Source organism: Ancylobacter sp. FA202 (genome assembly GCF_000380205.1).
In the GTDB taxonomy this organism is placed as follows: domain Bacteria; phylum Pseudomonadota; class Alphaproteobacteria; order Rhizobiales; family Xanthobacteraceae; genus Ancylobacter.
The window spans coordinates 4,121,896-4,134,865 of record NZ_KB904818.1; the positions used below are offsets into that span (position 1 = coordinate 4,121,896).

The window sequence follows — 12,970 nt, forward strand, 5'->3', positions numbered from 1 at the left end:
CGCACGTGTCATCAGAAGGCCTGCCCCAGACTGACATAGACGCCGAAATCACCATCCTCCGGCCCCGGATTGAGCGGGAAGGCGAAATCCACCCGCAGTGGGCCAATCGCCGTATAATAGCGCAGGCCGACGCCCGCCGAATATTTCATGCCGTCGAAGTCCGGCCATTCGGAGGCGAAAGCCGAGCCCATGTCGAAGAACGGAACGATGCCGATCGTATCGGTAACGCGCAGCCGCGCTTCCAGCGAGGCCTCAAAGAAGCTACGCCCGCCAATGATGATGCCGTCCTCGTTGCGAGGGCTGGCCGACTGGTACTCATAGCCCCGCAGCGAGCCGCCACCGCCGACATAGAAGCGCCGCTGCGGAGGCACGTCGTAGAGGCCAGCGCCGATGATGCTGCCAGCAGACATGCGGCCGGCCAGGATGAAGCGCTTGCGCTCATCGAAGGCGTGGTAGGTGGAGACAGACCCCTTGAACAGGGTGGGGCCGGCGCCGGCATCACCGAGATAGGCGAACGGTTCGACCGTCGCCGCCGCACGCCAGCCGCGGGAGGGATCGAGCTTGCTGTCGGTGTTGTCATAGGTCAGTTCGAACGGCACGCCGACAATGCCGTAATCTCGTGTGCTGGTGCTGTCCTCCACCTGGGACTGTTCGAGGTCGAGGCTCACCTGCAGGGTCAGGTCGTCGCTGTAGCGGTGCCGAACGCCGACCAGCAGCGTCACCGCCTCGCGCACATAGGCGTTCGTCACCTCTCGAAGCACCGCGGCATTGGCGACAAGGTCGTCCTGCGCGGTGTAAATGCCGGGCTTCACGAAGGCGGCGGCGAGCTTGTAGCCGAACGGGTCGGCCGTGGGCACGGCCTCCGACTTCTCGCCGAACCAGGAGACCTGGGCATCAAGCCGCAGCGTCTCTCCGCCGCCGAACAGGTTGCGATGGCCCCAATAGGCATTGAGGGCCGACCCGTCGGTTGAGGAATAGGTGGCGCTGAAGCCGACATAGCGCGGCTTGCGCGGCGAGACCTCGATCGTGATGGGCAGGCTGCCATCAGCCTCCAGCTGGTCGGCCTCGCGCACGCGCACGCTGGCAATGGCCTCATATTCCAGCAGGCGCCGGCGCAACCGATCCAGTACTTCCGGCGAGTACGGCGTGCCTGGCGCGATCTCGATCCGCTCTTCTATGAAGCCTGGGGTGAGAAAGTCGGCGCCGACCACAGTGAAGTGACCGAAGGTGGCGACGGGGCCCGGCGCGACGAAGAACGTGACGTCCACCGTGTGCGACACATGGTCGGCCACGATCTCCTTGCTCTCGACCCGGGCGAAGGGATGGGCCATCCGCCGCCAGTGGTCGACGATCAGGCCTTCGGCGCGGACGATGGAGGTGGCGAGCGCCGGCTCTCCCGGCACCAGCCGCAGCCGCGCCAGGGTCGGAGCATCGGCCAGGGCGCGGCGCGTCTTGGCATCCAGCAGTTCGATGCGTCCGAACTGGAACTGCGGGCCGGCTTCTACCGCGACCTCGACAGGCACGGGCCCCCGCGTGCGCGCCGCTTCCACGCGCTGGAACACATCGGGTGCATCCGGCGGGCTTCCCGCGACGCGGATGCGGATGATTCCGCCATAATAGCCGGCGGCGTAGAGCGCGGCGTTGATGTCGCGCCGATCTGCCAGCGCCCGGCGCACCAGGCCGGCGGCGCCGGAGGGGGGACGATCGCTCAAGCGCTCGAGATTGGACGCCGCCTCGACACGGTCGGTCAGCGCGCTGTCGCCGCCGGTGACGTTGAGGGTCAAGGTGTAGGGCGTGGCATCAGGGGCAGGCGGGCCGGCAGACATGGGCCTCGGGCTGAACAGGTTGATGAGAGGGCCGAAGAACCCGGCACTCTGCCCTTCCTCGGCCGTCGCGTCATTTGTGCCGCCGAAGAGCTGGGCGGACGCAGGCAAAGCGAGAACAGGCAGAGCCAGCACCACGCAAAAAGCGAGCGCAAACCAGAGCTGTCCTTTCCGCCCTCCACCCGCCAACCCGTATCCTCCCGCATCAAAGGCCTGACGGCCGCCTGCCGTGGCGCCGCCCACCGAGCCGCGAAACTAAAACAGCGACCATGAACAGCAGCTTTCCATAGGAGAGCCTGCTCCTGATTGCCGTGCGAAACCGGGAAGCGTCAACCGTGCAGACCGAAGAATGCAAAGTTCCGTGCGCGTGGAAAGCAGAAATCTGGCCATCGGCAGGGGCTTGCCGTTGCGACGCGAGAGCGCTGTCCGATCAGATTGAACCAATCTGATCGTTAAATCGCCCGCTAACTCCAGGATCGCGAACGCGCTGATCAGAGTGCCACGCAAGCTGATTAGCGTTTGATCTGGCGCCGGGTACCTTCAATCGCCTCGTCCGCACAAACGTCTATCCTCCCCACGAAGCGCCGCCACGCCGCCCGCTGCTCTACGGCCCAACCGGTGAAAAGTTCCCTGCCATCAGATGCGTGTACTAATGTCGGCGCAGTGGCGCGCCCCAATGCTAGCGCTATGGCGCCATCGGCTTGCCGCCGCGTTCTGCCTTGAGGCCGAGCTCGCTACGCGCTCTCCGCACCGACGGGACACGCCCTCAATCAGGTTTCGTCCGACGATGGAATGGCGCGGCGCGCCAAGGGCGGTTGCTTTCGATTATGCGCCGGCTCGCCCGATGCACCTTCTCCCCGCCCTCCGGCGTTCCGAAGCGTGCTGACGTATCCAGGCGGCGTCAGGCGTCACGAGTGGGCGCCGGCGAACAGCAGCAGATGGAGCGGTTTTGCCGCCGCCCTATTTCGCGAGAAGGTCGCGCAGCTCGGCCGCCAGCGCCTCGATCTCAGCGGCCCCCTTGGAGCCGGGTTCGGTTTCCAGCAGCGTGAGCCCCCTGCCCATGCTGGCAGCGAAACCCACGCGATTGCCGAGCCGGGCGCGCGCGGCGGGATGGCCGAGCGCTTCGATAGCGATTCCCATTTCCTGGGTGAGAGCGGCACGCGACTGCGCCCTGTTGATGACCAACAGACACGACGTGCCCTCTTTGCTGATCATCTCCAGCGTCGGCCGCGTGGCCCAGAGGTCGATCGGGGTCGGCTGCACGGGAACGGCGACGAGATCCGCCACCTCAATAGCAGGGCGCGATTCCACATCGGATTTCGGCGGGGTGTCGATAACGACGAAGCTGTAGTCACGAGCCAGGCTCCGCGCTTCACGGCGCGCTCCCCAGCCCGAGGCGGTCCGGAAGGACAATCCGGTGCCGTCCTCGCCCAAAGTGGCCTCACGCGCCTCGAACCATTCACCGAGGCTTCCCTGCGGATCACAATCGAGCAGAGCAACCCGTGCACGAGCACCCAGGACGGACTGTCGCGAAAGGGCAACAGCGAGATGGGCCGCCAACGTCGTCTTGCCGGACCCGCCCTTCTGCTGGGCGATAGTGATAATTTTGCCACTCATCCCGAGCCACCCATTCCCGCGTCACGTTTGAGGCGTAGCTAAAATACAACATGTGGCGGGTTGGCAACGGTGACCTGGTCTGGCGCGGGGCCGATTCGTGGCTCACGCAAGAGTTGTGCGGCAGAGTGGTCTGCCCGAAGGGTCATGCGCCTGCCCTGGCGCCGAGGACGACGACCTTGGCGCCGACCCCGACCCGGCCATAAAGGTCTATGGCGTCCTGGTTGATCATCCGAATGCAGCCCGATGACACATTTGTCCCAATTGTATCGGGCTCCAGCGTGCCATGGATGCGGTACAGCGTGTCGCGGCCGTTTTGCCAGAGATACATGGCCCGCGCTCCAAGTGGGTTGGACAACCCGCCCGGAACGCCCTCGCCGCTCTGCAGGCGGGTCAGCTGGGCCTGAATGTCAGGGCGCCGCTGGATCATCTCTTTCGGGGGGTACCAGTCGGGCCACTCCTGCTTGGAGTTGATTGTGGCATCCCCGGACCAGCCGAAGCCCTCCTTGCCAACGCCAACGCCATAACGGATCGCCGTCCCACCAGGCTGGACGAGATAGAGGAAGTGGGCGTTCGGATCGATGACGACCGTGCCAGGTGGATAGCTGGAGGCATAGGCCACTTCCCGACGAAGATAGATGGGGTCGATCTGAGAAACGTCGACACCCGCGATAGGAAATTTATCCGCTACCGGGCCGTACATTCCTGTGGATGCGTAGGCGGACACGGCGCTCGTTGCGACCAGGGGCCTGCTGGCGGAGGTGGTGCGTTTGCAGCCTGCCAGGGCCGCCGCCGCGCCGGCCATGCAGAGCCCGAGAATGGCGCGACGATGAAGTGTGAGCATGAATCAACCCCTTAGGCAGCGTTCGCAGAATCTTAATGCAAACTTGGTAAACAAGTCCTTGCTGCGATCCTAGTGGATACGCCAAGACGTGTGCGATTCAGTCGGAATTGATTCGTTCCGCTCAAGGCATGTGTTGTGAATATCGGCTTCGCTATTGTGCATATCGCGTCAGCCTGTGGAGGCTGCAGCCAAAGAAGTAGTTTGCAGTAACTTTAGTTCTGAATTCACAACACGTAAAAAGGCACCATTATAAATGTTCTGCGAGTGTCATTTGGCGCCTTCTCTCTGGCTAAAAAACGACGTTTTAGCAATTAGATGTGCCAATCTATTGATCCAAAATATTACCGAAGAAGTCGGTCTGGATAGTTACACCAACAGTCAGTACGAACTTTGAGGCAGAAGGATAGTTCGTGCGCCCGCTGGAGGGTGGCTCGTGGCCTGTGGGCCCGACAATGGAGGGGGTGGCTGTCCTCTTCGTGGGGGGGGGGGGCGCTGCAGGGTGACGGATCTGGCATCTATTGATAGCGCGCCCGGGGTGATTTCCTTCGGCAGGCCGTCGGTAGGTGGGGAAGTGATCGAGGTCTTGTCGGCCTGTTCCTGCGGGTTCAGGGCAGTGATTTCGGCAATGCCAAGCGTGGCAATTCACATTCACTTTCAGTGACGACATCAGAATCGTTACTGTATGCGATAGGTGCGGATGCTGTTTGCCTTTGTCGGGGTGACACCTGCGGTTCACTATCCAATTAGATTGTAGATTGGTGCGTAATTCCAATTAGATAGCGAGATAAACTGATGTGGTGCGGTAGGAGTGACTGGGCTGCACCATAGTGGCTACTAAGAGGTCAACAACTCTGTGTTTATATAGGCACCTCAGGTTGAGTTTTGCTTTTTGATGCGCGCTCTTCGGGTCTTGGCTGACGGTGGAGGGGCGGGGTGGTGGGTGGTGTCGACAGGCCGAAGGCTGGTGGCGGCCGTTTGATAGGCACTGAAAATTTACACTGACGTAGGTATGCTATGTCCTGCCGTTCAAATCGGGGGGGCTTTCTATGTCGAAATACAGCGCCTTAACCACTTTTCTTTCGAGCCGAACGCAACCAAGAATCTCTATGTCGTTCGAGGACATAGAGCGGATTGTTGGCGCACGACTTCCGCAATCTGCCTTCAATCATCGCGCTTGGTGGAGCAACAATCCAACCAACAGTGTAATGACCAAGGCTTGGCTTGCGGCAGGCTTCCGTTCCGAGGAAGTGGACATGACGGCGCGCAAGCTGGTGTTCAGCCGGCACTTGCCGAACGCCTCGTCCGGCGGCGCGACTCGGGTGGCGCCGGCCTCGACCGGTTCGCCGCTGGCGGGTCTATTTGGCGGTCTAAAGGGCACGGTGCATATCGAGCCAGGCACCGACCTCACTCTGCCCAGCACGGCGCCGATCTACCTCTATGACGGAGGTGAACTGGAAGCCTCGCAACGAGACGTGGCGCCGCCGCAAGAGGTGTGGCCGTCAAGCCACAGCGGTAGTGGGCCTGCTTCAATCGAGGAATTTAATCCGCAAGCGGGCGTTGATTGGACCGGGGGAAACTGACATGGGTATGCCGCTTCTCCTCGATACATGCGCTGCGCTGTGGGTGGCCCAGGGGGCGCCGATTTCTGATGAGGCACGGGGCATACTCATCGAGGCGCGACTTCGCGGCGCGCCCATTTCCATCTCGCCGATGTCTGCCTGGGAGATCGGAAAGCTCGTCGAGCAGGGGCGGGTGCGTCTCGCCATGGAGCCGGCCAAGTGGTTCGCGGCGCTGGCCGGCCTGCCGGGCATGAGCATCGCGGCGATGTCGCCGGAGACGTTGATCGCCTCCTCCTTCCTGCCCGGCGTGCCGCCGCTCGACCCGGTGGACCGGGTATTGATCGCGACGGCGCGCGACCAGGGCTATCGCTTGATGACGCGGGACCGGCTCATGCTCGACTATGCCGAGACAGGCTATCTCCAGGCGGTCGCCTGCTAGCGCGTTGACGTCGGGCCGTCCCCAGCCGCCCCGGCAATGCGCTGGGGCGGCGTTGGGAGCCGAGGGGTATCAGCGCGGGCGCGGAAGCGAGCTCACCGTGTCGACCCAGGAATAGTCGAAATAGCCGTCACGGGCGAGCGCCTGCAACCGTTCCGTGCGAACCAGTCCGTCCTCGATGAAGCGTTCATCGATGTGGACGCCGACGATCTCGCCGAATGTGACGTGTCGACCATGGGTTTTGCCGTGTCGGTCGGCGACGTCGACTGTGTCTATCCAGACACACTCGAGAGCGCAGGGGGAGGCGGCAACGCGGGGCGGTTTCACCAGCCGGCAGGGCGCGCGCTCCAGTTCAGCGAGGTCGAACTCGCTTTCGCCGGGGGGGATGGCCTTGGAGGTGAGGTTGACCGCCGCCATCAGTTCCCGCGTCGCCAGGTTGCAGACGAACTCGCCGGTCGCCATCACGTTGCGCACCGTGTCCTTCAGGCCGGCGCTCGAGAACATGACGATATCGGGGCTTTCGCTGACCATGTTGAAGAAGGAGTAGGGGGCAAGGTTGGCCACTCCCTCCGCCGAGAGGGTGGAAATCCATCCGATCGGGCGCGGTGCGATGATCGCCTTGAGCGGGTTATGCGGCAGGCCGTGATTGTTGCGGGCGGGTTCGTAGAACATGGCTTAGTACCGGGTGACGAGATCGGCGAGAACTGGGCGCGGCCGGTCTTCCTGCGGCCGGGCCAGAGTGCCGATATGAACAAATCCGATGATCCGCTCGTTTTCGGAAAGGCCCAGCGCCGCGCGTACACGGGCATCGTAAGCGTACCATTCGGTGAGCCAGGTGGCGGCGTAGCCTTGGGCATGAGCGGCGAGCAGCAGAAGCGTGCAGGCCGCGGCACCGGAGAGCGTCTGTTCCCATTCCGGAATCTTGACGTGGGGAGCTGCCTTCGAGACGACGGCAATCACCAGCGGTGCGCGGGTGAGGCGTCCCTGTTCGATGGCGACGCGCTCAGGCTCGGCCTCAGGGTTGTCGGCGAGAAAGGCGGCGGCGATGGCGTCGCCTGCCCGGCCGCGGGCCTCGCCCTGGAAGAGGATGAAGCGCCAGGGGGCAAGCTTGCCGTGATCGGGCACGCGCGAGGCGACCGTCAGCATCGAGTCCAGTTCGGCCTCGTTCGGCCCGGGTGTGGTGAGATCAAAGACCTTCGGGCTTTTGCGAGTCTTTAGAAGTTCAAGGGCAGATCCGGCAAGGGTCATGGCGTCTTTCCAGTGGTGGGACGGGGCGAAGGGTGGGGCGGCCCCAAGCGTGGCGTACCCGATATGTCGATGCCGAGGAGCCGGCTCCGCCATGCCAAAGTGGGGTGGCGAGGGCATGTGGTCGGCGAGAGCACGTCCGGTGAAGGTCCGTTCACCGGACGTGCTCTCGGTTTTTGCTTCTACGCATTTTATTCACGCTAACTCGAAGCCGCGTCGCTCGAAAATGCTCTCGGGGCGATTGCAGGCGTCGGTTCATAGGTATGGTGTCGGTCTTGGGCAGGGAAGAGGAAAAGGATCGGCTCCGGCCCCGCCGTGCAAGGCGGCCTGCTGACCGGCACGGCCCGGCCGCTGACGCGCAGTGCCTCCGCGGTTTACAGGTGGGGGTGAAATGGGCAGGTCAGCGGGTTCCGGCAGGATGAATGCCCGCAGCCACGGTCATGTTCGTTCATCGGCCGGGCGGCGATTCCTCGGGCAGGCTGCGCGCTGCGGGGGGGGCGATGCTGCGGAAACCGATGCCGCCTTGTTCGAGATGGTTCGCGGTGCAGGCGAGGCGTGCGCCAATGGCGGTGTGCCGAACGTTGGCTGGATGTCGGGATTGGGGGACGTCGCGGATGGCCGCGAGGAGCGCCAGTCCGCAAGGCGAGGCCGCGCCGCCACGCGAGAACGCGGCGCGTGGGGGAGAGGGCGCCGCCGAGAGGTGACTTGAATTTGCCTCTGTTTGAAGGCACCAACGGCAGCGATGTCTCAGCTTCTTCACTCTTCACTTCGTCGGCTCGTGCTCGGTGTTCGGCAGGCCTTGGCACGTGGCCGCGCCGAAGCGAAGGCCGTCCAGCGGCGCGCGGCGATCGCCACCCTGCTGACGCTGGCAGTTCCGGCAGGGGCCGTGGCCCAGGAGGCGGGGCCCGCAGCTCCGTTGCGTGTGGCTCAGCTCTCGCCGTTCCAGTCGCCGACCCCGACGCTTTCGCCTGCGCCGTTCAATCCGTCGCAGATCCAGCCCTCGCGCGCGCTGCCTTTCGTCGGCGCGCCGCCGGTTGGTGCGCCCTCGGGCAGCGCCGGGCCGGCCGCCCGCATTCCCGCCACTGGGCGGGCGGAGGGCGGCGACCCGCACACCATCCTGCCGCAGCCGCCCGCCGGAAAGGTGGCGATCGGGATGAGCGCCCGTTTCGGCGAGAAGGAGGGGCTGATCCCGCGCGGCCTCATCTGGCGGGTTTTTGCCGACCGGCCGGAAGCTTCCGGCGCCTATCCGCTGGTGGCGGAGGCGGCTGATCCCGCGCCGGTGTTCTTCCTCTCGCCGGGTGGCTATGTGGTGCATGTGGCCTATGGCCTCGCCAGCGTGGCGCGGCGGATTGTGGTTGGAGAGGAATCACGGCGCGAGCAACTGGTCGTTCCGGCCGGCGCCGTGACGCTGCACAGCGATGTCGCCGACAGGCCGCTTCCGGCGGAGAAGGTGACCTATGATCTCTTCGAGGGCAGCTTCCTGCAGGGCAGGGCGTCGAGCCGTCCCTATTATCGCGGCGCGATTCCGGGCGACCTCATCATTCTGCCGGCCGGCGATTACTACGTCGTCTCCACCTATGGCGACGGCAATGCCGTGATCCAGGCCGACCTTGCCGTGGCACCGGGCAAAGTGACGGACGCGACGCTGCACCATCGCGCCGGCGAGGTCACGCTGCGGCTGGTGAAGGTGGCCGGTGGCAACCCGCTGCCCGAGACACAATGGTCGATCGGCACGCCGGGCGGCGACAGCGTGAAGGAATCGATCAATGCCGAGCCGACCTTCGTGCTGGCGGAAGGCGAGTACACGGCGGTCGCGCGCTTCGAAGGCAAGACCTACTCCAAGGTCTTCAATGTCGAGTCCGGCACGAACGGCTCGGTCGAGGTGCGTGTCGGCGAGCAGGTGACGCCGGACGCGCTGGATACGCAGGACGGCAGCGGCGACTGATCGCTGGCCTTTTTTGTGCCTCATATGGTCAACGCTTTCTTAAGCGGCCGGTGCGCATCATTGCCGTCGTGTTGAACCGGGCCGGGAGTGCGCAATGATCGTGCGGCAGTTTCTGGAATGGGCGCGAACCGCTCCGGAGGATGCGCGGGCCAAGGCTGTCGCCGCTCTCGCCCGCGCCTATGTGCGGCCCGAGCTGGGCGCCGCCGAGCGGGCTGATATAGACGAGGCCCTGCCGGGCCTGGTGGCTGACCCTTCGCCCCTTGTGCAGTTCCAGCTCTCCTCGGCGCTCTGCCGCCACCCGCTGGTGCCCGCCGATGTCGTCCTGCAGCTGGCACGTCTTCCGGGTGCGGCAGGTGCGCTGGTTCTGCAGCATTCAGCCGTGCTCAATGTCCGCGAATTGATTGCCTTGTGTGCCGGAGGCGATGCCGGCAAGCAGGAGGCCATCGCCCGACGGGAAGGGCTTCCCGCGCCCATCGCCGCCCTACTGGCGGAAGTGGCGGATGTCGGCCCCCTGCTGGCATTGGTGAGAAATCCGACGGCCGACGTGCCTGGCTTTGCGCTCGGGCAAATCGTGGCGCGTTTTGGCGGTGTGCCGGAACTGCGCGAGGCGCTGCTGAGCCGGCCTGATCTTCCAGCGGCGGCGCATCAAGCGCTGATCCGCCTCGTGGCTGGGGCGCTCTCGGCCCTTGTCGAGGAGCGTCAATGGCTGTCGCCGGCCGAGACGGCGCGGCTGGCGCGCGAGGCCTGCGACCAGGCCACGGTGACGCAGGCCTCAGCCTCCCAATTCACCCAGACCCGCACGCTGGTTCAGGGCCTGCAGGCGAGGGGAGAACTCACCTCGGCACTGGTGCTGCGTTCTCTGCTGTCGGGGCAGATGAGGCTTTTCCTCGAGGCCGTCTCGGTGCTCTCGGGAATTTCCGTCGATCACGTCGCCGCCCTTGCGGCCGACCGTTCGGGCGAGGCGTTCCGCGTTCTCTACCACCGCCTGGCCTTGCCGGCCGGCGCCTTCATCGCGTTTCGCACCGCTCTCAGTGTCGTCCAGTCGGAGACCTATCTGGACGAGCGCGACGCGGAGCCGGGGCTTCGCCTGCGCATTCTGGATGACGTGCTCGCGGCTTATGAAGAAGCGGGTGAGAGCGCGCAGGGCAACCGCATCGTCGGTATGCTGCACCGTTGGCAGGGCGAGGCGCGCGAGCGATCCGAAAGGCTCACGCTCGCCGCGTGAGGGCGCTTCAGCCGAACTGCTCGGCCAGAATGCGTTCCTCGATCGAGTGATCCCGGTCGACCAGCATGGTCATGGACGAGTTCGGATCGAGCCGGGCGCGGACGGCCACGACATCGCGCACCTCGAAATGATCGGCCGTGGCATTCACCGGGCGCTTTTCAAACTCCATCACGGCGATGTCGACGCGGGCACGGTCGGGCACCAGTGCTCCGCGCCAGCGGCGGGGCCGGAAGGCGGAGATCGGCGTGACGGCGAGCAGCGGCGTACCGATCGGCAGGATCGGCCCTTGGGCGGAAAGGTTATAGGCTGTCGAACCGGCCGGGGTCGCCACCAGCACCCCGTCGCAGATCAGCTCTTCCATCCGCACCTTGCCGTCGATGGCGATGCGCAGTTTGGCCGCCTGGTAGGACTGGCGGATGAGGGAAACCTCGTTGATCGCCCAGGCGCGGTGCTGGCGCCCCTTGATATCGGTCGCTTCCATCATCAGCGGATGAATGACCACACGCTGCGAGGCGGCGAGGCGCGCGGGCAGGTCCTCCTCGCGAAAACTGTTCATGAGAAAGCCGACCGACCCGCGGTTCATGCCGTAGATCGGCGTTCCGCTGTCGCGGCAGCGGTGAAGCGTCTGCAACATGAAGCCATCGCCGCCGAGGGCGACAATGACATCCGCGTCCTCCAGAGCCACCGTGCCATAGCGCGCGATCAGGCGCGCCTGGGCCTGCAGGGCGTCCGGTGCTTCGCTGGCGACGAAGGCGATTCGGCCAAAGGCCACCGCAGGTTCGGTCTCGGCGCTGCCTGGAGCGGAGGGGCGGGCGACTTCGTTCATGCGGACAGCCCGGTGGGGGTGAAGTGGCTAGGCCCAATTCGGCGACGGGACGGCAGTGGTCTATCCGGCCGGACGGCGGCGCTTCGGCGCGGCTCAGTCTTCGGCGTCGCGCAGATAGGGTTCCACCGGCCCGACCAGCTTCACCGTCATCGGGTTGCCGGCGCGGTCCTTCGCCTTGCCGACCGAGACACGGATCCAGCCCTCGCTAACGCAATACTCCTCGACATTGGTTTTCTCCGCGCCCTTGAAGCGGATGCCGATGCCACGCTCCAGAAGCTCCGCATTGTGGAACGGGCTGCTCGGGTCGCTCGACAGACGGTCGGGAAGAGGTTCGGACATGGGTGGGGCCTCGGCTTATTGAAATGGTTGCGCGAGACATAGCCCCGCGCCGCCGGTTTTGCCAAGCCGCATGCCAAAAGGCCGGCCCCGTCGCATCGACGGATACAGCGACGGCTCGTCAGAGAACGGGCCGCCAAAGCGCCGGCACCACCGCATAGCCGTCACCTTGCTTGCGGATGAAGCCGGTTGCCGGGAAGGGGTAGTGATAGCCGGTGAGCTGGAGCCGTTCGCTCGCTACCATGTCGTAGATGCGCCGCCGCGTCTGGGCCGCCTTGGCGCCGTCCATGTCGTACTGCACCTGCCAGTCCGGGTTCGGGGCGAACAGGATGGGCGTGTTGGTGGTGTCGGACTGGATGAAAAGGCGGTCATTGCCGGAGGCAAAGATGAACGCCGTGTGGCCGGGCGTGTGGCCAGAGGCATCCACGGCGGTCAGGCCGGGGGCGATCTCCTTGTCCCAGCCATAGCGGTTCACCTTGCTGTCTATATCTTTGAACACCCGCCTCACATTCTGGAAGGCGGCCTTCTGGCCTTCCGGCGCGCGGCTCATCTCGCCGTCGTCCATCCAGAAGGTCCATTCAGCCTCAGGGACGAGAATCTCCGCATTGGGGAAGGCGAGCCCGCCATCGGCGGCGCGCAGGCCGTTAATGTGGTCGCCATGGAAATGCGAGATGACCACCGTCTCGATGTCCGCCGGCTTGACGCCCGCCCAGGCCAGATTGGCCTGCAGTCGCCCGACCGGCGCATTGCCGGATTGCGGGCCGTTGCCCGTATCGATCAGCGTCAGCTTGCCGCCATTATTGATCAGCAGCGGATTGAACGGGATCGACATCGTATCCTTGGGCTGGAAGGCGAGTTCGAGCGCCGCGTTGATCTCGTCGCGCGAGGCGTTGCGCACGAAACCGTCGGGGAGCGGAAAGGTCCGCATGCCGTCATTGACCGCCGTCAGTTCGGCGCTGCCGATGAGATAGCGGTAGAGACCGGGCACCTGCTGGCCCGCACCTGCCTGGGCGGCGGCCGGGGAGGCGCCCGCAGCGAACAGCGGCAATATAGCGGGAAGTGCCGCCAGGCTGGCGGCACCGGCAAGCGCATGGCGGCGGGACATGATCGTCATCGC

12 protein-coding genes are annotated in these 12,970 nt (G+C 64.9%); 4 read left to right on the top strand and 8 right to left on the bottom strand.

The genetic code is table 11. From position 1 onward, the window contains the following. Positions 1 to 11 precede the first annotated feature (11 nt). The 3 genes from A3M1_RS0118920 to A3M1_RS25180 form a co-directional block, all read right to left on the bottom strand. The gene (locus tag A3M1_RS0118920) at positions 12 to 1,826 is read right to left on the bottom strand and encodes an autotransporter assembly complex family protein (RefSeq protein WP_245261753.1); all 1,815 of its coding nucleotides are present in this window, start codon (positions 1,824 to 1,826) and stop codon (positions 12 to 14) included. A 957-nt stretch (positions 1,827 to 2,783) separates the two neighbouring features. Further along, positions 2,784 to 3,440, bottom strand: coding sequence for a ParA family partition ATPase (parA, locus tag A3M1_RS0118925; RefSeq protein ID WP_018390563.1), 657 nt, complete (start codon positions 3,438 to 3,440; stop codon positions 2,784 to 2,786). A 142-nt stretch (positions 3,441 to 3,582) separates the two neighbouring features. Next, positions 3,583 to 4,281: a L,D-transpeptidase gene (locus A3M1_RS25180; protein ID WP_026291363.1), complete on the bottom strand. Its 699-nt coding sequence runs from the start codon at positions 4,279 to 4,281 to the stop codon at positions 3,583 to 3,585. 1,106 nt (positions 4,282 to 5,387) lie between these two features. Here A3M1_RS25180 and A3M1_RS25535 point away from each other — a divergent pair. Next, the gene (locus A3M1_RS25535; protein ID WP_156029605.1) at positions 5,388 to 5,861 is read left to right on the top strand and encodes a hypothetical protein; all 474 of its coding nucleotides are present in this window, start codon (positions 5,388 to 5,390) and stop codon (positions 5,859 to 5,861) included. 1 nt (position 5,862) lies between these two features. After that, positions 5,863 to 6,279: a type II toxin-antitoxin system VapC family toxin gene (locus tag A3M1_RS0118935; protein WP_018390564.1), complete on the top strand. Its 417-nt coding sequence runs from the start codon at positions 5,863 to 5,865 to the stop codon at positions 6,277 to 6,279. Between the two features lie 69 nt (positions 6,280 to 6,348). Here the strand turns inward: A3M1_RS0118935 and A3M1_RS0118940 are convergent, their stop codons facing one another. Together A3M1_RS0118940 and A3M1_RS0118945 are read right to left on the bottom strand one after the other, a co-directional pair. Further along, positions 6,349 to 6,948: a flavin reductase family protein gene (locus A3M1_RS0118940; protein WP_018390565.1), complete on the bottom strand. Its 600-nt coding sequence runs from the start codon at positions 6,946 to 6,948 to the stop codon at positions 6,349 to 6,351. Positions 6,949 to 6,951: 3 nt separating this feature from the next. Then, a complete protein-coding gene (locus tag A3M1_RS0118945) occupies positions 6,952 to 7,524 on the bottom strand; it encodes a nitroreductase (protein WP_018390566.1) in 573 nt (190 codons plus the stop codon). A gap of 919 nt (positions 7,525 to 8,443) precedes the next feature. Between A3M1_RS0118945 and A3M1_RS0118950 the strand changes: the two genes are divergently transcribed. Together A3M1_RS0118950 and A3M1_RS0118955 are read left to right on the top strand one after the other, a co-directional pair. Next, the gene (locus A3M1_RS0118950) at positions 8,444 to 9,466 is read left to right on the top strand and encodes a hypothetical protein (protein WP_018964005.1); all 1,023 of its coding nucleotides are present in this window, start codon (positions 8,444 to 8,446) and stop codon (positions 9,464 to 9,466) included. Between the two features lie 94 nt (positions 9,467 to 9,560). Next, positions 9,561 to 10,691 carry a DUF2336 domain-containing protein gene (locus A3M1_RS0118955; RefSeq protein WP_018390568.1) on the top strand — a complete coding sequence of 377 codons (1,131 nt, stop codon included), beginning with the start codon at positions 9,561 to 9,563 and terminating at the stop codon, positions 10,689 to 10,691. A 7-nt stretch (positions 10,692 to 10,698) separates the two neighbouring features. On the opposite strand, the gene A3M1_RS0118960 is transcribed toward A3M1_RS0118955, so the two are convergent. From A3M1_RS0118960 to A3M1_RS0118970, 3 genes are all read right to left on the bottom strand, one after another. Further along, positions 10,699 to 11,517: an NAD kinase gene (locus A3M1_RS0118960; RefSeq protein ID WP_018390569.1), complete on the bottom strand. Its 819-nt coding sequence runs from the start codon at positions 11,515 to 11,517 to the stop codon at positions 10,699 to 10,701. Positions 11,518 to 11,610: 93 nt separating this feature from the next. Further along, positions 11,611 to 11,856, bottom strand: a complete 246-nt coding sequence (locus tag A3M1_RS0118965) for a DUF3297 family protein (RefSeq protein ID WP_018390570.1) — start codon at positions 11,854 to 11,856, stop codon at positions 11,611 to 11,613. Positions 11,857 to 11,974: 118 nt separating this feature from the next. After that, entirely contained in the window at positions 11,975 to 12,967 is a 993-nt protein-coding gene (locus A3M1_RS0118970) for an MBL fold metallo-hydrolase (protein ID WP_018390571.1), read from the bottom strand. Between the last annotated feature and the right edge of the window lie 3 nt (positions 12,968 to 12,970).

What these genes read in the sequence shown, in the direction of transcription:
- A3M1_RS25535 (WP_156029605.1), top strand. Translation starts at nt 5,388, where the DNA reads ATGTCGTTCGAGGACATAGAGCGGATTGTTGGCGCACGACTTCCGCAA.
- A3M1_RS0118955 (WP_018390568.1), top strand. Translation starts at nt 9,561, where the DNA reads ATGATCGTGCGGCAGTTTCTGGAATGGGCGCGAACCGCTCCGGAGGAT.
- A3M1_RS0118940 (WP_018390565.1), bottom strand. Translation starts at nt 6,948, where the DNA reads ATGTTCTACGAACCCGCCCGCAACAATCACGGCCTGCCGCATAACCCG.
- A3M1_RS0118970 (WP_018390571.1), bottom strand. Translation starts at nt 12,967, where the DNA reads ATGACGATCATGTCCCGCCGCCATGCGCTTGCCGGTGCCGCCAGCCTG.
- A3M1_RS0118920 (WP_245261753.1), bottom strand. Translation starts at nt 1,826, where the DNA reads ATGTCTGCCGGCCCGCCTGCCCCTGATGCCACGCCCTACACCTTGACC.
- A3M1_RS0118935 (WP_018390564.1), top strand. Translation starts at nt 5,863, where the DNA reads ATGGGTATGCCGCTTCTCCTCGATACATGCGCTGCGCTGTGGGTGGCC.
- A3M1_RS25180 (WP_026291363.1), bottom strand. Translation starts at nt 4,281, where the DNA reads ATGCTCACACTTCATCGTCGCGCCATTCTCGGGCTCTGCATGGCCGGC.
- A3M1_RS0118960 (WP_018390569.1), bottom strand. Translation starts at nt 11,517, where the DNA reads ATGAACGAAGTCGCCCGCCCCTCCGCTCCAGGCAGCGCCGAGACCGAA.
- parA (WP_018390563.1), bottom strand. Translation starts at nt 3,440, where the DNA reads ATGAGTGGCAAAATTATCACTATCGCCCAGCAGAAGGGCGGGTCCGGC.
- A3M1_RS0118965 (WP_018390570.1), bottom strand. Translation starts at nt 11,856, where the DNA reads ATGTCCGAACCTCTTCCCGACCGTCTGTCGAGCGACCCGAGCAGCCCG.
- A3M1_RS0118945 (WP_018390566.1), bottom strand. Translation starts at nt 7,524, where the DNA reads ATGACCCTTGCCGGATCTGCCCTTGAACTTCTAAAGACTCGCAAAAGC.